The sequence below is a fragment of the Streptomyces sp. NPDC044033 genome (assembly GCF_056434425.1).
The window spans coordinates 268,338-288,938 of the sequence record NZ_JBWKFF010000008.1; the positions used below are offsets into that span (position 1 = coordinate 268,338).

At 70.3% G+C, this 20,601-nt stretch carries 18 protein-coding genes; 10 read left to right on the forward strand and 8 right to left on the reverse strand.

Going from position 1 to position 20,601, the window contains the following annotated elements; all coding sequences use genetic code 11:
* Nucleotides 1-3 precede the first annotated feature (3 nt).
* Together AC07AB_RS17290 and AC07AB_RS17295 are read right to left on the reverse strand one after the other, a co-directional pair.
* Nucleotides 4-1,017, reverse strand: coding sequence for a DEDDh family exonuclease (locus AC07AB_RS17290; protein ID WP_478566970.1), 1,014 nt, complete (start codon nucleotides 1,015-1,017; stop codon nucleotides 4-6).
* 107 nt (nucleotides 1,018-1,124) lie between these two features.
* Nucleotides 1,125-1,742, reverse strand: a complete 618-nt coding sequence (locus AC07AB_RS17295; RefSeq protein WP_478566973.1) for a TetR/AcrR family transcriptional regulator — start codon at nucleotides 1,740-1,742, stop codon at nucleotides 1,125-1,127.
* Between the two features lie 105 nt (nucleotides 1,743-1,847).
* Here AC07AB_RS17295 and AC07AB_RS17300 point away from each other — a divergent pair, with 105 nt between their 5' ends.
* The 3 genes from AC07AB_RS17300 to AC07AB_RS17310 all read left to right on the forward strand — a co-directional run bounded on the left by AC07AB_RS17300 (nucleotide 1,848) and on the right by AC07AB_RS17310 (nucleotide 5,259).
* Nucleotides 1,848-2,645 (forward strand): acetoacetate decarboxylase family protein, encoded by a 798-nt coding sequence (locus tag AC07AB_RS17300; RefSeq protein ID WP_478566976.1) that lies wholly within the window; start codon nucleotides 1,848-1,850, stop codon nucleotides 2,643-2,645.
* A 90-nt stretch (nucleotides 2,646-2,735) separates the two neighbouring features.
* Nucleotides 2,736-4,025: an amidohydrolase family protein gene (locus AC07AB_RS17305; protein WP_478566979.1), complete on the forward strand. Its 1,290-nt coding sequence runs from the start codon at nucleotides 2,736-2,738 to the stop codon at nucleotides 4,023-4,025.
* Nucleotides 4,018-5,259, forward strand: a complete 1,242-nt coding sequence (locus AC07AB_RS17310) for an amidohydrolase family protein (protein ID WP_478566982.1) — start codon at nucleotides 4,018-4,020, stop codon at nucleotides 5,257-5,259. The genes AC07AB_RS17305 and AC07AB_RS17310 overlap by 8 nt, the downstream gene beginning before the upstream one ends.
* Before the next feature lie 4 nt (nucleotides 5,260-5,263).
* Here AC07AB_RS17310 and AC07AB_RS17315 read toward each other — a convergent pair whose 3' ends face one another.
* Entirely contained in the window at nucleotides 5,264-8,419 is a 3,156-nt protein-coding gene (locus AC07AB_RS17315; RefSeq protein WP_478566985.1) for an NACHT domain-containing protein, read from the reverse strand.
* A gap of 157 nt (nucleotides 8,420-8,576) precedes the next feature.
* Here AC07AB_RS17315 and AC07AB_RS17320 point away from each other — a divergent pair, with 157 nt between their 5' ends.
* Together AC07AB_RS17320 and AC07AB_RS17325 are read left to right on the forward strand one after the other, a co-directional pair.
* On the forward strand, nucleotides 8,577-9,476 hold the full coding sequence (locus tag AC07AB_RS17320; protein ID WP_478566988.1) for a sterol desaturase family protein: 900 nt from the start codon (nucleotides 8,577-8,579) through the stop codon (nucleotides 9,474-9,476).
* Nucleotides 9,473-10,276, forward strand: coding sequence for a lysoplasmalogenase (locus AC07AB_RS17325; RefSeq protein WP_478566991.1), 804 nt, complete (start codon nucleotides 9,473-9,475; stop codon nucleotides 10,274-10,276). The genes AC07AB_RS17320 and AC07AB_RS17325 overlap by 4 nt, the downstream gene beginning before the upstream one ends.
* Here AC07AB_RS17325 and AC07AB_RS17330 read toward each other — a convergent pair.
* Nucleotides 10,248-11,771: a S8 family peptidase gene (locus tag AC07AB_RS17330; protein ID WP_478566994.1), complete on the reverse strand. Its 1,524-nt coding sequence runs from the start codon at nucleotides 11,769-11,771 to the stop codon at nucleotides 10,248-10,250. The genes AC07AB_RS17325 and AC07AB_RS17330 overlap by 29 nt on opposite strands.
* Nucleotides 11,772-12,411: 640 nt before the next feature.
* On the opposite strand from AC07AB_RS17330, the gene AC07AB_RS17335 reads away from it, so the two are divergent.
* The 3 genes from AC07AB_RS17335 (at nucleotide 12,412) to moaA (ending at nucleotide 15,537) form a co-directional block, all read left to right on the forward strand.
* The gene (locus tag AC07AB_RS17335) at nucleotides 12,412-12,756 is read left to right on the forward strand and encodes a DUF485 domain-containing protein (protein ID WP_478566996.1); all 345 of its coding nucleotides are present in this window, start codon (nucleotides 12,412-12,414) and stop codon (nucleotides 12,754-12,756) included.
* Nucleotides 12,753-14,378 carry a solute symporter family protein gene (locus AC07AB_RS17340; protein WP_478566999.1) on the forward strand — a complete coding sequence of 542 codons (1,626 nt, stop codon included), beginning with the start codon at nucleotides 12,753-12,755 and terminating at the stop codon, nucleotides 14,376-14,378. Before AC07AB_RS17335 ends, AC07AB_RS17340 begins: the two co-directional genes overlap by 4 nt.
* Before the next feature lie 169 nt (nucleotides 14,379-14,547).
* The gene (gene moaA / locus AC07AB_RS17345) at nucleotides 14,548-15,537 is read left to right on the forward strand and encodes a GTP 3',8-cyclase MoaA (protein WP_478567002.1); all 990 of its coding nucleotides are present in this window, start codon (nucleotides 14,548-14,550) and stop codon (nucleotides 15,535-15,537) included.
* On the opposite strand, the gene AC07AB_RS17350 is transcribed toward moaA, so the two are convergent.
* Together AC07AB_RS17350 and AC07AB_RS17355 are read right to left on the reverse strand one after the other, a co-directional pair.
* Nucleotides 15,520-15,756 (reverse strand): hypothetical protein, encoded by a 237-nt coding sequence (locus AC07AB_RS17350; protein ID WP_478567005.1) that lies wholly within the window; start codon nucleotides 15,754-15,756, stop codon nucleotides 15,520-15,522. The two genes, moaA and AC07AB_RS17350, sit on opposite strands and share 18 nt — an antisense overlap.
* 180 nt (nucleotides 15,757-15,936) lie before the next feature.
* On the reverse strand, nucleotides 15,937-16,311 hold the full coding sequence (locus tag AC07AB_RS17355; protein ID WP_478567007.1) for a DUF3099 domain-containing protein: 375 nt from the start codon (nucleotides 16,309-16,311) through the stop codon (nucleotides 15,937-15,939).
* Nucleotides 16,312-16,521: 210 nt separating this feature from the next.
* On the opposite strand from AC07AB_RS17355, the gene AC07AB_RS17360 reads away from it, so the two are divergent.
* Nucleotides 16,522-16,797, forward strand: coding sequence for a GlsB/YeaQ/YmgE family stress response membrane protein (locus tag AC07AB_RS17360; protein ID WP_478567010.1), 276 nt, complete (start codon nucleotides 16,522-16,524; stop codon nucleotides 16,795-16,797).
* Nucleotides 16,798-17,197: 400 nt separating this feature from the next.
* Here the strand turns inward: AC07AB_RS17360 and AC07AB_RS17365 are convergent, their stop codons facing one another.
* The gene (locus AC07AB_RS17365) at nucleotides 17,198-18,247 is read right to left on the reverse strand and encodes a zinc-binding dehydrogenase (protein WP_478567013.1); all 1,050 of its coding nucleotides are present in this window, start codon (nucleotides 18,245-18,247) and stop codon (nucleotides 17,198-17,200) included.
* Between the two features lie 74 nt (nucleotides 18,248-18,321).
* Between AC07AB_RS17365 and AC07AB_RS17370 the strand changes: the two genes are divergently transcribed.
* Complete coding sequence (locus AC07AB_RS17370) at nucleotides 18,322-18,897, forward strand: TetR/AcrR family transcriptional regulator (RefSeq protein WP_478567016.1); 576 nt, start codon at nucleotides 18,322-18,324, stop codon at nucleotides 18,895-18,897.
* A 251-nt stretch (nucleotides 18,898-19,148) separates the two neighbouring features.
* On the opposite strand, the gene tyrS is transcribed toward AC07AB_RS17370, so the two are convergent.
* Nucleotides 19,149-20,573, reverse strand: coding sequence for a tyrosine--tRNA ligase (tyrS, locus tag AC07AB_RS17375; protein ID WP_478567019.1), 1,425 nt, complete (start codon nucleotides 20,571-20,573; stop codon nucleotides 19,149-19,151).
* Between the last annotated feature and the right edge of the window lie 28 nt (nucleotides 20,574-20,601).

Here is a 20,601-nt window from a genome sequence, read left to right on the forward strand (position 1 = left end):
CCCTCACGGCGCGGGAGGCGCGGGCACCACGTGCTGGAGCAGCTGCATGAAGGCGGCCTCGTCGATCACGGGGGTGCCGAAGGTGGCGGCCTTCGCGGTCTTGGAGGTGACGGAGCCGGGGTCGTTGGTCACCAGCACGCTGGTGAGCCGGGAGACGCTGGTGGCGATGTGCAGCCCGGCCTCGATGCCCCGGTCCTCCAGCAGTTCGCGGTCCACGGACGTGTCGCCCGAGAACGCCACCCGCATGCCCTGGACGAGCTGTCCGCCCGGTACGTACCGGCCCGGGTTCGGATACGGGCAGGCGGGCCGCTTACGGCTGGCCCGCCAGGTCCCCGGCCGGTACGAACCGCCCGCGGCGTGCCCGGAGCGCCCGCCCTGATAGCCGATGGGGGAGGAGGCCGACGGCCCGTCCGACCACTCCGTGAGCGGCTGGCACGCCAGCAGCGGCAGCCGCAGCCCAGCCCGCGCCGCCAGCGCCAGGCTCGGCCGGAACGCCTCCGCCAGCACCCGCGCGTCGTCCAGCGCGTGGTGCGCGCGCTGCTGGACCACGCCGTAGTGCGCGGCGAGGGACTCCAGCTTGTGGTTGGGCAGCGGCAGCCGCAGCTCCTTGGAGAGCGCGATGGTGCACAGCCGCTGCCGCACCGGGGTGGTGGCCCGCGCGCGGGCGTACTCACGCGCCAGCATCGACCAGTCGAAGGCCGCGTTGTGCGCGACGAGCACCCGGCCGTCGAGCTTCTCGGACAGCGCGGCCGCGATCTCCCCGAAGAGCGGCGCGCCCGCCAGCATGTCCGAGGTGAGGCCGTGGATCCAGACCGGGCCGGGGTCGCGCTCGGGGTTGACCAGCGTGTACCAGTGGTCCTGCACCTCGCCGCGCGCGTCCAGCTGATAGACGCCGGCCGACACTATCCGGTCGTCTCTGGCGAGGCCGGTCGTCTCCACGTCGACGACCGCGTAGCCCTCGGGGTACGCGGTCGGCCACGGGGTCGGCAGTGCGGCTGCGGTGTGGTCTTCGAGCATGGTCCCAGAGGATACGGGCCACCGCTGACAGCGCGGCCCGCCAGGGCACTGCGGGCCGCCCTCCCGCGCGCACCCGCACCGGCCCGGCCGGACGGCGGCGGGCGTGGTCAGCGCGGGAGGAGCCCGTCGACCAGAGCCCGTACGGACGTGACGAAGAGCCGCTCGGAATCGACCGGACGGGCGAGGGCGCGCGCGAGCGGCGGATCGTGGTCGGCGGCGGGCGCGTCCCACCGGGCCGCCTCGCGGAGCCCCCGGGCGGGCGCGCGTTCGCGGTTGCGCTCCACGAGGACGTACCCGACCACCTGGAACTGCACGGCCCGCACCGCCGCCGCGGCGCGCGCCCCGCGCAGCCCCGCGGCGTGCACCTCGCGGATCAGCGCCTGCTGGGCGGGGACGAACATCCGCTCCGTCAGGCCGCGTTCATGGACCACCGCGATCAGCTGCGGGTGCTCCAGCAGATCGCGCCGGAGCGCGCGGGCGACGGAGACGACGCGCTGCCGCGGGGTGCGCCCGGAGGGCCGGACGGTCCCGAGCCCGCTCACGGTCGCCTCGACGAGCGCGTCGAGCAGTGACTCGCGATTGCCCACATGCCAGTAGATCGAGGTGACGGCGGTATCGAGCTCGGCGGCCAGCCTGCGCATCGACAGGGCCTGCGGGCCGTGCCGCTCGACGAGTCGTGCGGCGGCGTCGAGCACGTCCTCGCGGGTCAGCGCCGGTTTTGGCATGTTGCCCCCAACTCCGCTGTGTGCGGGGCCCTTTACCCTTCGCGCTCCCGCCTGTAACTGTGTTACACGCAACAGGCCGAGCACGCTGTCGAAGGGCGGTAGGACATGGCACGCGTACGGTACGGCGCGCGCGACGAGGCCGAGGTCAAGGCGGCGCGGGAGGGGAGCGCACGGCTCCCCGACATCTGGTCCACGGGCGTGGTCGCCCTCTGGGAGAGCGATCCGGACGCGGTGGCGGCGGTCCTGCCGCCACCGCTCAAACCCGCCGGCCGCCCGCTCGTACGGGCCGCCGTCAGCAAGGTCGACCTGCCCGGCTACCCCCTGGGCGCCGGCTCGGTGGCCGTCGCGGCGCACCACGGCGGGCACGACGGCTGGTACCCGCTGGTCATGCCGATGACCCATGAACGGGCGCTGATCGGCGGGCGCGAGGTGTTCGGCGAACCGAAGAAGCTCGGCGAGGTCGTGATCGAACGCGAGGGCGGCGTCGTACGGGCGTACCTGGCGCGGCACGGCATCGCCTTCGTCGAGGTGCGGGGCGCGGTCGGCGGCGCGCTGCCGCTCCCGCCGCCGGCCGAGAAGCTGGACTTCTACTTCAAGTTCCTGCCCGCCGTGGACGGCACGGGCTTCGACGCCGACCCGCTGCTCGTGTACTGCACGCGCACCGAGAAGGTCCGCAAGCTGGAGGCGATGAGCGGCGACGTGCTGCTGCGCGAGTCCGCGTACGACCCGGTCGCCGACCTGCCGGTGCGCAGGCTCGTGGAGATCACGATCGGCGAGAAGACCACGGACCAGAGGGGCCGGGTCGCCGAACGGGTCAGCGCGCAGGCCCTGTTGCCGTACATCCACCAGCGGTACGACGACGCCCGGCAGATCGTGGACGGGCCGCCGGAGGGGAGCGTCTGAGTCCGTACTCCGTACGGCGAACGCGGCAGCGTCCGCGAAGTACAGGTAACGCCGCACAGCACCCGATTCCACCCGACCGAGGAGCAAGTGATGACGGATATGACGGACCCGTACTTGATCATCTCCTCCGACTGCCACGCCGGACTGCCCACCGAGGAGTACCGGCCGTATCTGGACGCGAGGTTCCACCGGGATTTCGACGACTTCCTCGGGCAGCGCGAGAGCCGCCGCGAGGAGATGACCCGCCTGGGCATCCGGAACGAGACCTTCGCCACCAAGTGGTTCGAGGAGCACGAGGAAGGGCTGCGCGGCGGCTGGGACGCCGCCCAGCGGGCGAAGGAACTCGACGGCGACGGGGTGGCGGGCGAGGTCGTCTTCCCGGACGCCGACGCCGTGGACAGCCGCACCGCGGCCCCCTTCGGCGTCGGCCTCGGCCTCTCGGGCGACCAGGACCCGGACCTCGGCATGGCGGGCGCCCAGGCCCACAACCGCTGGCTCGCCGACTTCTGCGCGCACGACCCGAAGAGACATTGCGGCGTCGCTCTGCTGCCCATCACCGGAGACGTGGACCGGGCGGTCGCCGAGATCCACCGCGCCAAGGACGCCGGGCTCGGCGCGCTGATGATCCCCGCGATGTGGGTGGACAAGGCCCCCTACCACGACCGCCGTTACGACCCGGTGTGGGCGGCCGCCGCCGAGGCCCGGATGCCGGTGATCACCCACTCGGGGGCCGCGCCCCGCCACGAGTACGGCGACCACCTCGGCATCTACGTCTCCGAGGTGACCTGGTGGCCAGCCCGGCCCCTGTGGTTCATGCTCTGGTCCGGCGTCTTCGAACGCCACCCCGGACTGCGCTTCGGCGTCGCCGAGTCGGGCTGCTGGTGGCTGCCCAACCTGCTGTGGTTCATGGACCGCCTCTACCTCGGCTCGCACGGCGGCAAGAAGCTCTCGCCCTTCGCCGAACTCAAACGCCCGCCGCACGAGTACCTCGACCGCAACATCTTCATCTGCGCCACCAACACCAAGCGGCGCGAACTCGCCCAGCGCTACGAGATCGGCGTCGACAACATCCTGTGGGGCAGCGACTTCCCGCACCCCGAGGGGACCTGGCCGCGTACGAGGGAGTGGCTGCGCGGCACGTTCCACGACATCCCCGTCGGCGAGACCCGCCGGATGCTCGGCCAGTCGGCGGCGGAGGTCTTCGACTTCGACGTCGCGGCCCTGGCCCCCGTCGCCCGGCGCATCGGCCCCACCCCGTCCGAACTCGGCCAGAGCGCGAACCAGGCGCCCGTCGAGGCGTCCTGGCGACGGTCGCGGGAGACCGGCCGGCACTGGCTGACCGGGTTCGACTTCCCGTACATCGGGGTGGGCGATGACTGAGCGCGGCCCCGCTGATCGCTATACGGTCATCTCCGCCGACTGCCACGCCGGCGCGGACCTCCTCGACTACCGCCCGTACCTGGAGCGGGCCCACCACGAGGCGTTCGACGCCTGGGCGGCCACGTACGTCAATCCGTACGAGGACCTGCTCGCCGACTCCGCCGACCGCAACTGGAACTCGGACCGGCGCCTCGCCGAACTGGAGGCGGACGGCATCGTCGCGGAAGTCGTCTTCCCCAACACCATCCCGCCGTTCTTCCCCAGCGCCGCGCTGATGGCCCCCGCTCCCACACCCGAGGAGTTCGCCCAGCGCTGGGCGGGATTGCGTGCGCACAACCGCTGGCTGGCCGACTTCTGCGCGGCGGCCCCGGGCCGCCGCGCGGGGGTGGCGCAGATCCTGCTGAACGATGTCGAGGAGGCCGTGCGCGAGGTCCGCTGGGTCAAGTCGGTGGGCTTGACGGGCGGCATCCTGCTCCCTGGTACGCCCCCGGGCTCGGGTCTCCCGGAACTGCACTCCCGGACGTACGACCCGCTGTGGGCGGTCTGCGCGGAACTCGACGTCCCGGTGAATCACCACGCGGGTTCGGCGTCCCCGCCGCTGGGTGACGAACCTGCGGCGCGCGCGGTCTTCATGGTCGAGACGACGTGGTTCTCGCACCGGGCGCTATGGCATCTGGTGTTCGGCGGCGCCTTCCACCGCCACCCGGGGCTACGGCTTGTCCTTACGGAACAGGGCTCGGGCTGGATTCCGGGCGTCCTGGAGATGCTGGACTACTACCACGGGCGGCTGATGGCGGCTTCGACGCGGGCGGCTACAGCAGAAGCGAAATTCGGGGTGGGGCTGGGGGAATTGATGGGGGTACCCCCGAGCGAGGTATGGCGCGACAACTGCTTCGTCGGCGCGAGCTTCATGCGGCCCCATGAGGTGCCGCTGCGCCATCGGATCGGCCTGGAGAAGATCATGTGGGGGAGCGATTACCCGCATGACGAGGGGACGTATCCGTATACGCGGGAGGGGCTGCGGGCCGCTTATGCGGGGGTGGACAGGGCGGAGGTGGCGGCGATGGTCGGGGGGAATGCTGCTCGGGTTTACGGGTTTGATCTAGGGGCGTTGGGCGCTATTGCGGGGAGGGTGGGGCCTACGGTCGCAGAGGTTTGGGAGCCGTTGGGGGAGGCGCCGGAGGGGGCTACTAGTCCGGTGTTTGCTAAGGGGGCTTCGTTGCGGGTTTGGTGAGGGGCTAGGACAGGCGGGTGAGGCGTTCGGGTGGGATTCGGTCTTCGCCGATTACTGGGGTTCCGGCGACGAGCGTGATGGAGAGCTTCTCCAGGTCGGCCAATGGACTCAGGTCGATCGGAGTTCCCGACTGTGCGCAATGCGAAACCCAGAGGGACGTGAGGTTCGGCAGGTCACGCAACGGGCCGAGACCTTTGGGAATGTCGCACCGCCATAAGATGATTTGCCGCAGTTGCGTGATTCGGCCTACCAGAGCCAGGTCGAGCGAACGCAGCTCTTCGAGGTACAGCTGAGCCAGCTCGGGAAGGGAAGTCGTCCTGGACAGCTGCTGCAACTGCGTCGAACCGCCCAGCCTGATTCGGGCGAGGCCAGGCCAGCGTTCAATCCCGTCCAAGCTCAGGTAGCGCATTCGGTGACGGAGTGAAAGCCCCTTGAGCTGAGGGCCGACTGGTAGTTCTCCCACACGGTCGGTGATCACTGGGTGGTCGATTGTGAGGGACTGGAGATCAGGCATGTCCCGCAGGGGCTCCATGGAGACGTCAGGATGAACGTCGTAAAGTGAGAGGACCTTCAGTCCCGGACCGGCGAGCGGGCTCAGGTCGCTTACTTCAGGGCAACGGCTGAGTGAGACCTCTCGCATTTTGGGGACGAAGGTGAACGAGGAGAGATTGCTGAGGGTGTGGTTGTCGAAAATGGCAAGGCGTTCCATTTTATTGGCATGGAGCAACGGTGTGAGGTCGGCGTGCGGACCACTCAAAAAAACGCGACAGACTGCCGGAAGGTGGCGTAAGGCGGCAAGTTGCTCTGCGTTTTCTACTCGCAGTTGAACCTTTTCCCACGAGTTGGCGGTCAGGATTTCCCGGGCATATGATTCCGTTTCGAAAGAACCCCAGGCCCGCGAAACCTGAAGTGCGACACGGGAGCGTGTGTCGTCTCGGAATCGGGATATCAGCGCGAAGGCGGCATCCCCCTTGACGAGTCCCGCCGTCCGTACTACCGCCGCCGCTGCAAGCTCGCCGAGCCCGTCCGGTCCTGGCAGCAACTCAAGAACCAACTCACCGACCTTGGCCAACCCCTCGGCATCATCATCGTTGCGCGGCGGTAGCAACTCCGCTGTGCGTGCCTCAACAGCCTCCCGAAGCGCTGGGTCCAACTCTGGCGCATGCTCCAGGCAGGCCGCCGCTAGCAGCGTCAGCCGCTGCCGATGGCTCTTCACCCGATCCGCCCGCCGCAGCAACTGCCGTAGCAGCCGCGCTCGCTCCTCCGCCCGCGCATGCCCCACCGCCATCCGTACGACGTCGTCCCACTGGTCGTCATGCGCGTTGCGGACCAGCATCCCGAAGTCCCGTGCCTCGACCGCTTCCTTCGCCCCCAAATAGTCCTGAAACGTCCTATGGATGAAGCCCACTGAACCTGGGACCAGCTCGCGGAGCAGGCCACTGCGGATAAGGAGGTGGCGGAAGACGGCCCGCGCGTCGCCCTGGGCGCGTACCTGCGGCATCGCGGCCAGCCAGCCGTCGATCATCTCGACCGCCTCCGTGCACGCTGCCTCCACCTGGCCGTTGCGGATCAGCCAGTACGCCAGACGCTGGAGCAGCAGCATCTGCTCGTCGCGAGTGAGGTCGACGCCCTCCACCCCGGAGATCTCCCGCTCCGTGTCCCGCCGTACGAGCAACATGTCCAGCGAGGCGTCGTACAGCTCCTTGCGGGCGCGCGGCAGATGCATGCGGCGGTCGCGGTTCAGAGCGCAGAGGAGGGAGCACATCAACGGGTTCGTCGCGAGCCGCCCCAACTCGCGACGGGTGGTGACGGCCTGTTGAAGGGAGCGTTCGAAGCCGTCCAACTGTTTGTGCCGCTCTGGAGCGTCGTCGCATTCCTCGCGGGCTGCGTGGTGCCAGTGGGCGATGAACTTCCTGATGTCCTCGCGGCCCATCGGCAGCAACGAGTGTGCGGTGAAGCCCTGGCCCTGCAACCAGTCCTCAGGGACGGCGGAGGGGCGCGTGGTGACGATGTACCTGGCGTTCGGGAAGGCGGCCAGGAGCGACCGCAACCATGTCTTGGTGTGCTGCCGCAGCGCCGACGGAATCTCGTCCACGCCGTCGACCAGGACCAGCGCCCGCCCCTCGGTGAGGAGTGCCTCCACCCACCCGGCCGGCGCCGCCCCCGTCAGTGGATTGCCTGCAGCGGCTAGGAACTCGCCCGGTAGCGGCAGTGTCTCCCGCGTCACGAAGGACCGCAGCCGCAACATGAACGGCACGTAGCTGTTCCAGTCGTCGAGCGGCTGCCCGAAGCTCCGGCGCGCCGCGTTGGTGGCGAGCCACTGCAGGAGCGTGCTCTTGCCCGAGCCCGCCGGGCCGCGCAGCAGTACCCGGTCACAGTCAGCCAGCGCTTGCTCGGCCGAGACGGACGTGGTCATGGGCAGTGCGGTCGGCTCGATTCGATAGCACTCGGCCTCGGTACTCACGCTCAGCGTGATGTACGCGGTGCTCAACGGCCACTCCCGTGCCGCCGTACATCCAAGCGTCAGCCCGAAGAGCTGAAGCTTGCCATGCGTCGCCTCGACGAACTGCCCGTAGCGCTCCTCGAATCCAAGGGACTGCGCCTCGGATGCGGGCCCCAGCCTCTCCCGCACGTCCTCCAGCGCCCGCCCCGTCTCGCCCGACCGCCGCACCAACTCCACGCCCGTGCGCGCCGGGAACGATCGTAGCGACGTCACGTACTCCACGAGGTGTTCGCAGACCGCGTCCAGTAGTTCGCTGAACAGTGCCGTCCCTGCCACACCGAGCCCGGCCCGCTCCGGCAGGCCGGGGGAGCGCTCCAGGAGTACGGAGCGCAGCCGCGTCGGATCGAGGTCCGCCGTGAATAACGTCTCCTGGCTGATGGCTTCCGTACCGCCGAAGACGTCGCACACCGCGTCGACCGCCGCCCGCTGTTCGTGCTCCGGCAGGGACGGCTCCGCCGCCGTCAGCCGTCGTGACAGCGCCTCCACCAGCCGAGCCGTCTCCTTCTCGCCCAACTGATCGGGCCGTCGGCCGACCGGCGCCGGGCTTCCGGGCTTACGTACGAGCCCCGCGCCCGGGTTCTTGGCGATCAGCGACTTGGCGAGCGCGCTCACGACCGTAGCGGCCAGCCGTAAGACGACCGTCTCCGCTCCCTGCATCCGCTGCCCCCTCCCGGTCCCTCCCCGTGCGCGCAACGTGGGAGCCAGTATCCGCGCCCACCCCCGCCCCGACAGCCCGAACCCCCGGTAACCCCGACCAATACCGATCGGTAACAACCCCTGGCGTCGCCCCCGCTCGCCCGCCTATGGTGCCGCCATGCCCCATCTCCCCGATGTCGTGATGTGGTCCGTACCCGCCTTCGTCCTGCTCACCGTCCTGGAGATGGTGAGCTACCGATGGCACCCCGCCGAGGAGAGCGGCGCCGCGGGTTATGAGACCAAGGACGCCGCCACGAGTATCGGCATGGGCGTCGGCAGTCTCGTCTTCGACGCGCTCTGGAAGATCCCGATCGTGGCGGTCTACACGGCCGTCTACGAACTCACGCCGCTGCGCGTCCCCGTCCTGTGGTGGACGCTGCCCCTGATGCTGCTCGCGCAGGACTTCTTCTACTACTGGTCGCACCGGGGCCACCACGTCATCCGCGTTCTGTGGGCCTGCCATGTGGTCCACCACTCCAGCGAGAAGTTCAACCTGACGACCGCGCTGCGGCAGCCGTGGACCACGCTGACCGTGTGGCCGTTCTACGTGCCGATGATCGCGCTCGGCGTGCACCCGGCGGCGGTCGCGTTCTGTTCGTCGGCCAACCTCGTCTACCAGTTCTGGGTGCACACGGAGCGGGTCGGCAGGCTGCCGAGGCCGTTCGAGTACGTGCTGAACACCCCGTCCCACCACCGGGTGCACCACGCCTCGCAGGGCGGCTACCTCGACCGCAACTTCGGCGGCATCCTCATCGTCTGGGACCGGATGTTCGGCTCCTTCGTGCCGGAGACGGAGCGGCCGGTGTTCGGGCTCACCAAGAACATCCACACGTTCAACCCGCTGCGGGTCGCCACCCATGAGTACGCCGCCATCGCGCGCGACGTACGGGCGGCCACGAGCTGGCGCGAGCGGGCCGGGCGGGTGTTCCGGGGGCCGGGATGGCAGCCCGTACGGACGACCGGGGCAGTGGCCGCGCCGCAGCAGCCCCCCGCCCCCTCCCCCCAACGCGTCGCATGAGCCGTCGGCAGTGGGCCGTCCGCGCCACCGGCGCCCTCTTCGCCGCCCTCTGCGCCGCCCACCTCATCGCCCTCGCCGCCCACCTCGACGGCGTGCACCACCTCACCAAGCCCGCCCTGATGCCCGCGCTCGCCCTGCACGCGGCGTCCCGCGGCGCGCCCCGCCCGCTGCTCGCCGCGCTGCTGTTCGGCTGCGGCGGTGACACGCTGCTGCAACTCGACGATCAGGCCGCCTTCCTCGCCGGAATGGGGTCTTTCGCCGCCGGGCACCTCTGCTATCTGTTCCTCTTTGCCCGCCACGGGGCGACCCGCCACGGGGCGAAGGGCGCCGGCCCACGTGCGTACGGACTCGGCCCACGTACGTACGGATTCAGCCCGCGCGCGTACGGGCTCGGCGCCGCCTACGGGGTCGCCTGGCTCGTCACCGTCGCCCTCCTGTGGCCCGGCCTCGAATCCGGGCTGCGCCTGCCGATGGCCGGGTACGCGCTGCTGCTCACCATCATGGCCCTCGGCGCGACGCGCGTCGGGGTGCTGGCCGCCGCGGGCGGGCTGCTGTTCCTGCTGTCGGACACGCTCATCGCGAGCGGCATCGCCGACTGGCCGCAGCCGCCCGCGCCGCAGCTCTGCGTCATGGTCACTTACCTGGCGGCGCAGTACCTGCTCACGGAAGGGCTGCTGCGGGCGGCACCGGAGACGGGCAGCGGGCGAACACGTACGCGGGGCCGGGCGTGTACCGCCCGGCCCCACGACTCAGTCACTCACGCGGCGGAGGTCAGTCCTCCACCGCCTTCAGGGCGTTGACGATCCCGAAGCCGTAGAAGCTGTTGACGTGCTTGGTGCCGGTGCAGGCCGCGTCGGCCGGCGCGGTCGGGCAACCGGGGTTGTCCGCCTGGGCCTTCAGCAGCCACTGGATCTCCTGCGGGCCGGCGTCCGGGTGCGCGCTCTTGAGGAGCGCCGCCACGCCCGCGACGTGCGGGCCCGCCATCGAGGTGCCCTGGAGGTAGCCGTAGTCGCCGCCGGGCAGGGTGGACAGGATGCGGCCGTCCTTGGCGGGCAGCTCCGGCACCTGCCGGATGTCGCCGCCGGGGCCCGCGACGTCGATCTGGTTGAGGCCGTAGTTGGAGTAGTACGACTTCAGCGACTTGACGCCGGTCGCGGAGACCGTGACGACGCCCGGGATCTGGGTGGGCACGTCGAGGCACTTCGCCGGGTCTATCTTGCGGGACGCCGGGGTGCCGTCATTGGGGCTGGAGGCGTCGGTGATCTCCTTGGCCGCCAGGTCGAAGTTGGAGTTGCCCGCGGAGGCCACGTTGACCGCGCCCTTGCGCGTGGCGAACTTCGAGGCCCGGCCCACGGCGTCGGCGATGGCCTTCTGGTCGGGGTCGTCCGAGCAGTTGAACATCCACGGGTCGACGTAATAGCTGTTGTTCGTCACCTGGACGTGGTGCTCGGCGGCGAAGACGAAGGCGCACACCACGCTCTCCGCGTAGAAGAAGCTGCCCTCGGCCTGACTGACCTTGATGGACGAGACCTTCACGTTCGGCGCGACGCCGGTGACGCCGACGCCGTTGCGCGGGGCGGCGATCTCGCCGGCCACGTGGGTGCCGTGGTAGTCCTCGTCAGGGTTGAACGGCCGCCAGGAGCCCGGGCTGGTGTCGGCCTTGCCGGTGACGCAGCTCGCCGACTGGCTCCGCGAGAAGTTCGCCTTGAGGTCGGGGTGGGTATCGTCCACGCCGGTGTCGATGACGGCGACCGTCACCTTCCGGGACCCCGGGTTGACCTCAGCGGCCTTGTCGGCCTTGATGGCGGCGATGTCCCACTGGAGCCCCTCCAGGGGCTCCTTGCCCGTGGCCAGCGAGCGCGCCTCGCTCCGCGCGGTGGCCTGGGGGACCTTGATCTTCTCGGGCTTGCCGACGTCGGTGGTGGCCGCCGACGCGATCGGCGCGGTCCGGGTGGCACCGGCGGTCTGCACGCCCGGCACAGTACGGACGGTCTTCGCGAAGGCGGGGTTCTTCGAGTGGGCGACGATCACGCCGATCTGCTCGTAGGCGGTCACGACGCTGCCGCCGGCCCGGCCGATCGCCTTCTTCACCCTGGCCACCGTGGCGTGGTCGGCGGTGGTGTTGACCACGTATGACAGCAGTGGTCCGTCGGCGGCGGCAGGGGCCTTGGCCGGGAGCGCGTCCTGCGGGGTGGCCGAGGCCGCGCCGGGCAGCAGGCCGATGGAGGCGACGAGCGCCAGTCCGGCCGGCACCGCCAGCAGGGCGCGCCGGCGTCTGGATCGCAGATGAGCCATGGGTTCTCCACATCATCCGGGTACCGCACGCGCACATGCCGCGCACGGACGGGTACATGACGAGTGAAGCTAGCGCCGATCATGGCCGTCGAGCAATGAATTCCCCAAGAAAGTCCGGTACGGGCCGCGATCGGGCCTCTTGTGACGACCTCTATGGCCCAAGCGGCGACCCCTATGGGCCAGGCGGCGACCCTTATAGACCCATGTGACGGCCCCCGTCGCGGACCTCCCACGCCTGTCGCGGACCTCCCACGCCGCCCCCGTCAAGGCGGCGCCGCCGGCCCCCGCAGCGCGTCGATGCTCAGCGGCGGCAGGGGCGGCCGGGGCCCGTACCAGCGGCCGTCGGCCGCCGGGGAGGTCCGCCGTACGGACCGTACGGCCGCTACCGGAGCCGCCAGGGCGACCATCCCGTACGGGCGTCGGGCCGGGCCGGAACCGGACCGTCCGGGCGGCGGAGGGGGCTGGGCACTGTTCACATCTGGACAACGAAGCCACGCACGGGCGGTGTCGCCCCGGAAGGTGGTTCTTGTCGACTTCAACCACAACCCTCTGTCGAATGGCGCCGCACCCCTCTACGATGCGTGACCCGGATCACATGTCAATGGCTCACGCGCCGCTGCCGCTTGTCAGGAGAGAGACCGTGGACTCCGCACCACACACCGCCGAAGGGCAGGGCGGGCCGGATCGCTTCACCGACGTCCAGTCCAGTGAAGAATTCGCCGAACTGCGGCGCTCACAGCGCTCGTTCGCCTTCCCGCTCACCGTCGCGTTCATCGCCTGGTACCTGCTGTACGTGCTGCTGTCCAACTACGCGGGCGGCTTCATGAGTACCCAGGTCGTCGGGAACGTCAACATCGCCTTCGTGTTCGGGCTGGCCCAGTTCCTGACCACGTTCCTCATCGCGTGGTGGTACTCCCGGCACGCCGCCGCCCGTCTCGACCCGAAGGCCAAGGCCATCAAAGAGCGCCTGGAGGGCGACGCGTGATCACCAGTCAGCAGCTCGCCGCCGCCGCGGCCGCCACCGAGCACCGCACCCTGATCATCTCGCTCTTCTCCGTCTTCGTCGCCATCACCCTCGGCATCACGATCTGGGCCGGCCGGCAGACCAAGGACGCCACCGACTTCTACGCCGGCGGCCGCTCCTTCACCGGTTTCCAGAACGGCCTGGCCATCTCCGGCGACTACATGTCCGCCGCCTCCTTCCTCGGCATCGCCGGCGCCATCGCCCTCTTCGGCTACGACGGCTTCCTCTACTCCATCGGCTTCCTCGTCGCCTGGCTCGTCGCCCTCCTGCTGGTCGCCGAACCGCTGCGCAACTCTGGCCGGTTCACCATGGCCGACGTGCTCGCCTACCGCCTCAAGCAGCGGCCCGTACGCACCGCCGCCGGCACCTCCACCATCGTCGTCTCGATCTTCTACCTGCTCGCCCAGATGGTCGGCGCGGGCGCCCTGGTCGCGCTGCTGCTCGGCGCGACGGGCGAGGGCGCGCGGCGCTGGATCATCGCCCTCGTCGGCATCGTCATGGTGCTGTACGTGACCATCGGCGGCATGAAGGGAACCACGTGGGTGCAGATCGTCAAGGCGGTCATGCTCATCGCGGGCACCCTGCTGGTCACGATCCTGGTGCTCAACAAGTTCGGCTGGAACATCTCCACGCTGCTCGGAGAGGCGGCCAAGGAGAGCGGCAAGGGCAAGGCGTTCCTCGAACCCGGCCTCCAATACGGCAAGGACGGCACGTCCAAACTCAACTTCATCTCGCTCGGCATCGCGCTCGTCCTCGGTACCGCCGGACTGCCGCACATCCTCATCCGCTTCTACACGGTGCCCACCGCCAAGGCCGCCCGTAAGTCCGTCAACTGGGCCATCGGCATCATCGGCGCGTTCTACCTGATGACCATCGCGCTCGGCTTCGGCGCCGCCGCCCTCGTCGGCTCCAAGGCGATCATCGCCTCCAACGAGGCGGGCAACACCGCGGCCCCGCTGCTCGCCCAGGAGGTCGGCGGCGGCGCGGACTCGACCGGCGGCGCGATCCTGCTCGCCGTCATCTCCGCGGTCGCCTTCGCCACCATCCTCGCCGTGGTCGCGGGCCTGACCCTCGCATCGTCCGCGTCCTTCGCGCACGACCTGTGGGCCAACGTCATCCGCAAGGGCCGCACCAGCGAGCGGGAGGAGGTCCTCACCGCCAAGTTCGCGGCCGTCGTCATCGGCGCGATCTCCATCGCGCTCGGCATCTTCGCCCACCGGCTCAACGCCGCGGCGCTGGTGGCTCTCGCCTTCGCCGTCGCGGCCTCCGCCAACCTGCCGACCATCCTCTACAGCCTCTTCTGGAAGCGCTTCACCACCCAGGGCGCGGTCTGGTCGATCTACGGCGGGCTCGTCTCCTCGGTGGCGCTGGTGATCTTCTCGCCGGTGCTGTCCGGCAACGAGAAGGCGCTCTTCCCCGGCATGGCCTTCGACTACTTTCCGCTCGCCAACCCCGGCCTGGTCTCCATCCCGCTGGGCTTCCTGCTCGGCTGGCTCGGCTCGCTGCTGTCGAAGGAGCGGCCGGACGCCCGTAAGTACGCCGAACTGGAGGTCCGCTCGCTCACCGGCTACGGCGCGCACTAGCTCCACTGGCCCGTAACGATCACCAGCCGGCCGTACGGCCGGGGCGGCCCCTCATCGCGCAGGGTCACCGGCGCTCACTTCGGTCAAGCGCCGAGTGTCCGACCTATCGCGTACGCTGCGGGACAATTGGATGTATCCATGGTTCATTCCCGCAGGAGGGGCCGCCACCATGCTCATCGATACCTTTGGTCGCGTCGCCACCGACCTCCGCGTCTCCCTTACCGACCGCTGCAACCTCCGCTGCACCTACTGCATGCCGGAAGAGGGGCTGCAGTGGCTTGCCAAGCCCGATCTGCTCACCGATGACGAGATCGTCCGGCTGATCCGTATAGCAGTCACCGACCTGGGTATCACCGACGTCCGCTTCACCGGCGGCGAACCGCTGCTGCGCCCCGGCCTCGTCTCCATCGTCGAGCGCTGCGCCGCCCTCGAACCGCGCCCCAAGATGTCGCTGACCACCAACGGCATCGGCCTCCAGCGCACCGCCCGGGCCCTCGCCGACGCCGGCCTCGACCGCGTCAACGTCTCCCTCGACACGCTGCGCCCCGACGTCTTCCAGACCATGACGCGGCGCAAGCGCCACAGCGACGTGCTGGACGGCCTCGCGGCCGCCCGCGACGCGGGACTCACCCCGGTCAAGGTCAACTCCGTCCTGATGCCCGGTCTGAACGACGATGAGGCGCCCGACCTGCTCGCCTGGGCCGTCGAGAACGACTACGAACTCCGCTTCATCGAGCAGATGCCCCTCGACGCCCAGCACGGCTGGAAGCGTGACGGCATGATCACCGCCGGGGACATCCTGACGTCGCTGCGCACCCGCTTCACCCTCACCCCCGAGAGCGACGACGCGCGCGGCTCCGCGCCCGCCGAGCGGTGGATCGTCGACGGCGGCCCGGCCCGGGTGGGCGTCATCGCCTCCGTCACCCGCCCGTTCTGCGCCGCCTGCGACCGCACCCGGCTCACGGCCGACGGACAGATCCGCACGTGCCTGTTCGCCCAGGAGGAGTCGGACCTGCGCGGCGCGCTGCGCTCGGACGCGCCCGACGAGGAGATCGCCCGCCGCTGGAAGCTCGCGATGTGGGGAAAGAAGGCCGGTTCCGGCCTGGACGACCCGGCCTTCCTCCAGCCTCAGCGCCCGATGTCAGCCATCGGTGGCTGACCGTTCGCCGGCCCCCGCCTCCCAGTCGGCGAGCGTCACCACGTCCTTGAGCATCGACCGTACGCCGAGGAACTGGGAGAGGTGCTCGCGGTGCTCGTCGCACGCGAGCCACGTCTTGCGACGCTCCGGAGTGTGGATCTTCGGGTTGTTCCACGCCAGCACCCACACGGCGGCGGCACGGCAGCCCTTGGCCGAGCAGATCGGCGATTCGTCGTTCACAGCCACCAGTGTGCACATGAGCGACGCCGGGCAGCCACGGGGGGAGCCGCCCGGCGTCGGTCCGTCGCTCCGACGGGGGATGCGGAGCGCATACGAAGTATGTCACGGGCGAGCCGAGGCGGTGCACCGGAACCACATGATTGATCTGAGCTTTTCTTGAGCTTTATGCCCCGCTGAAGGTCAGCTCTGCGGTGCCGAACCCTCGCTCCGCTCATGGGCTTTGGCTTCCGGGACCGGTTCCGCGGCGGGCTCCGCCGCACCGGCGACCAGCATCGGACGGGTCGGCGGGGGGACGAAGGTGCCCGGCAGCGAAGGGGCGTTCTCCCGGCCCGCGTTGGCGATGACCACCGCGATATAAGGCAGTGCCACGCCCAGAACCAGCGTCGCGATGGCCACAAACCGCTCGACATCCCACAACACGACGGTCGCGATGACGGCCAGGGTCCTTACCGACATGGAGATGATGTAGCGCCGCTGCCGGCCCCGCACGTCCTCCGTCAGCCCTTGCCGGGCGCCGGTGATCCGGAAGGACTCAGCACCGCTCTGCTTCCGCATCACGTTCCACCACCTGATCGCAGTGCCGGCTCTCCCCGTCCGGGACGTAGCCAACGTTACGCCGAGCCACGTCCGGGTTCGAGGCCGGGGCACATCCCGGGATGCCGTCCCCTGTCGTACCTACCTCGTACGACCCGGTCCGACATGCGCCGTACGGGTATCGGACGGAGACTGGCTGGGCATGCCACATCGCGCCGCATAGGAGGCGACATGAGCTGGTTGTGGGCCATTATCGTCGGTTTGGTGCTCGGTCTGATCGCCAAGGCGATCCTCCCGGGCAAGCAGCAGATCCCGCTCTGGCTGACGGCTGTCTTCGGCATCCTCGGCAGCGTCCTGGGCAACTGGGCGGCCACCGGGCTCGGCGTCAACGACACACGCGGCATCGACTGGACGCGGCACCTGCTGCAACTGGCGGGCGCGGTCGTGATCGTCGCCGTGGGCGACCGGCTATGGGCCGCGGTACGGGGCAACAAGCAGCGCACCTGAGCGGCCCGCGAGGGCGGGCCGAACTCAAGGGCTCAGGGGCTCAAGAGCTCAAGGGCGCGATGGCTCAGGGGTACGAGGGGCCAGGAGCGCGAGGGATCAGGAGTACGGGAGCCGGGAAGCCACCTGATTGACGGGTGGCTTCCCGGCTGATTGCCGATCAGGTCCTGTCCGGCGGGTCGGGTAGCTCTCGGCTCGTCGGCGTCCGGCACGGGGCGGGGCGACCTGACGCGCGCCGATCCACTCCAGCGACGGGGCTGCGCGGCGGACGGTGGAACGGTCACCGTCAGGTGATCGACGGAAATCCCCTACGTCCGCCCCGGCGCGGTCACCGCCGCGGCGCGGTCACCGCCACGGCGGTTGCTCGTGACTCCGCCCGTGATCCGCATCCGCCGGACGGAACTCAGGGACGCATGACGATCTTTCCCACGTGCCCCCTGCGGGAGAGCTCTTCCTGCGCCCGAGCGGCCTGGTCCAAGGGGAAGGCCGCGGCGATGACGGGCTGCACCTCGGCCCGGCGGGCCAGGTCCATGAGGAGGCCGAAGTGCGTGGGCGTGTGCATCGCGGACCCGATGACCTGGGCGTTGTGCAGGTAGAGGCGGCGTACGTCAAAGGTCACGCCGTAGCCGCCGAGCGCGCCGGCGATGACCCACCGGCCCCCTTCGCGCAGCAGCGGCAGCCCCTCGCCGACCAGCTCGCCGGCCACGACGTCGAGCGCGACGTCGATGCCCTCCGGGGCGGCGGCGCGGATCTGCTCGGTCACGTCTCCCGCGCGGTCGATGACGTCGTGCGCGCCTGCCTCGCGCACCGCGTCGATCTTGGGTCCGCTGCTGATGGCGAGCACCCTCGCGCCGCGCGCACGGGCGATCTGGACCAGCGCGAGGCCGACGCCGCCGGACGCGCCCGAGACCAGGACGGTCTCCCCGTCCCGCAGCCGGCCCCGTTCGATCATGCCCAGCGCCGTGCCGTAGGCGGTGGGCAACGCCGCGAGCTGGTCGTCCGTGAGCGGGGATTCCGTCACGTCATGGACACGCTCCGCCGGAGCTGTCACGTACTCGGCGTAACCGCCGTCGCGTTCGCTCCCCATCAGGCCCACCGGGTTCGCGTCCGGCCCGTCGCCGTCGTAGATCGCCGGGTCGACGACCACCCGACGCCCGACGAGCCCCTCCGCCACTCCGGTACCGACGGCCACGATCCGGCCTGCCACGTCGGCGCCCTGGATGCGCGGGAAGTCGATCGGGCCCCGCCAGCCCGACCGCGCCCCCGGATCTCCCGGGCGGCCGTAGGCGCCCTCCCGGGTCCACAGGTCGGTGTTGTTGAGGGCCACCGCGCTGACCTGGACCAGTACCTCTCCTGCCCGCGGGGCGGGCACGGCCACCTTCGCCGACTCAAGGACCTCCGGTCCGCCGTGCCGTGTGATGCGTACCGCGCTCATGAAGTCGGACACGCTCATCGTCTGAACCTCCTCGTAGGTATACTGATCTGTGAACATCTCCCACCGTACACCGATCAGTGAAGGAGTGGCTCGTGCGGGAAGCGCGACCTTTGACGCCGGCGGGCCGCCGCATCGTGGCGGCGGCCGAGGAGCTGTTCTACAACCGCGGGATCACAGCGGTCGGCGTGGATCTGATCGCTGAGCACTCCGGCGTGACCAAGCGGACCCTGTACAACCAGTTCGGCTCGAAGGACCACCTCGTGGCGGTCTACCTCACGGAACGCGACCGGCGCTGGCGGTCGCTCGTCCGCGCCGCCGTCGACGGCAGCGGCACCCCCGCCGAGGCCGTCACCGCGCCCTTCGAGGCGCTGCGGACCTGGAGCGGGACCCATTCCCGCGGCTGCGCGTTCATCAACGCGCTGGCTGAACTCCCGGACCCCGCGCATCCCGCGTACCGCATCGCCGCGGCACAGAAGCTGTGGCTGCTGAACCTGTTCGAGGAACTCGCCGCCACTGCGGGCTGCTCCCGCCCGGCCACCCTCGCGACCCAACTCCTCGTTCTGCACGAGGGGGCTGTCGCCACGCAGCCCCTCTCGCTCGACAGCCTTCCGGAAAGCACTGACCTGGCACGAGAGCTGGTTCGAGCCGGTACGAGGCCCCGCCGCTAGAGCGTGTTCGGGGGAGGGCCGCCGCTCGGCCAGGGGGCGAGGGGCCAGGGGGCCGGGGGCGGCGTCCGGCCAGGGGGTCAGGGGCGGCGTCCGGCGCTTGCGACCGCAAGGCGGAGGCGGAGGCGGAGGATCACCCTCCGGCGAGAGATGCGGAGACCATCCCGACAGCGCGGCGAGGCGCCGCGCCAGGCGGCGCGGCGCCCGGTCCGTCGGACAGGACCTGACAGCCGCGCCGCCGTGCGGTCGGTGTGTCAGGCCCCCTGAACGCCCCGGAGCTGGGCGAGCTTGCGGCCGGCCTTCAGGTACACGCCGCCCTCGGCGCCGAGGCCGGCCTTCGCCAGCACCTCGGCGACGACCTCGCCCAGCGGCCGGATGGCCTCCGCCTCGGCCAGCACGATCGACTCCTGGCCGTCCCCGGTCTCCACGACCAGCCGCAGCCCGTTCTGCTTGGCCACCCGGCGGGCCGCCGACGCGCTGGGCTGGAACTCCAGGACCGTGGCGAGCACGGCCGTGACGGGCTTCTCGCCGTGCTCGGCCATCTCCACCACCGGCAGCGAGTCGACGTCGACGAAGCTCTTCTTCGAGAACTGCGCCGTGAACCCCGCCCGCGCCGCCATCGCCGCCGGCACCCCGTACAGCGCGGCCACCACCTCACCGGCCAGGACCTTCTTCAGGTCCATCGGGTGCAGCGTCCGCGCCTCCAGCCGCGCGCCCGCCGCCTCGATCTCGGCGTCGGTCCACTCGGTCCAGGCCCGCAGGTACGGGACCATCAGCCGGTCCGGAATCGACATGATCTTGCCGAAGACATCGTCGGCGGGCGCGGTCAGGGCGACCGCGTTCCCCTTGGACTTGCTCATCTTCGCGCCGGTGCCGTCGGTCCCCTCGATCAGCGGCATGGTGGCGATCATCTGCGGCCGCTGACCGTAGATCTCCATCACCTTGCGGCCCATCTGCATGTTGAGCAGCTGGTCGACGCCGCCCAGCTCGATGTCGCAGTCGAGCTCGGCGGAGTCGATGGCCATCGCGATCGGGTAGATCAGCTCCGACATGGTCAGCCCCGAGCCGGCCGCCAGCCGGTTGCGGAAGTCGTCGCGCTGGAGCAGCTGCGAGGCCGGGACCTGGGCGAGGATGCCGATCAGCTTCGGCAGCGTGATCCCCGCCAGCCACTCGCTGTTGAACCGCACGCCGACCTTGTCGAAGTCGAAGAACGGCCGGACCTGGTCCTGGTACGTGGACAGGTGCCGGGCGATGTCCTCGTCCGTCAGCGGCGGGCGCTCCGCGGACCGCCCCGACGGGTCGCCGATCTTGGCCGTGATGTCGCCGATCAGCAGCGTGACGTCATGGCCCATCCGCTGGAAGCGGCTCAGCACGATCATGGGCACCGTGTGGCCCAGGTGCACATCGGCCCCGGTGGGGTCGATGCCGAGCTTCACCTTCAGGCCGCGGCCCGCGGCCCGTACGGACTCGATCTCCTCGGCCAGCTTCTCCGCCGACGGCAGTACGTTCACGGCCCGCCCGGCGATCAGCTCCGCCTGCTCCGCGGCGGACAGGTCCGTCAGGTCGAGATAGCGCCGCGAGCCCGTCTCGGTGAGCAGCTGCTCGACCGTCTGGTCGGAGGAGAGGTCCTGCGCGAGGAGCTCGCTGGCGCGGGCGACGGATTCGCCGAGGCGTGTCATGGCGTTCCTGATGATCGGTGAACGGGTC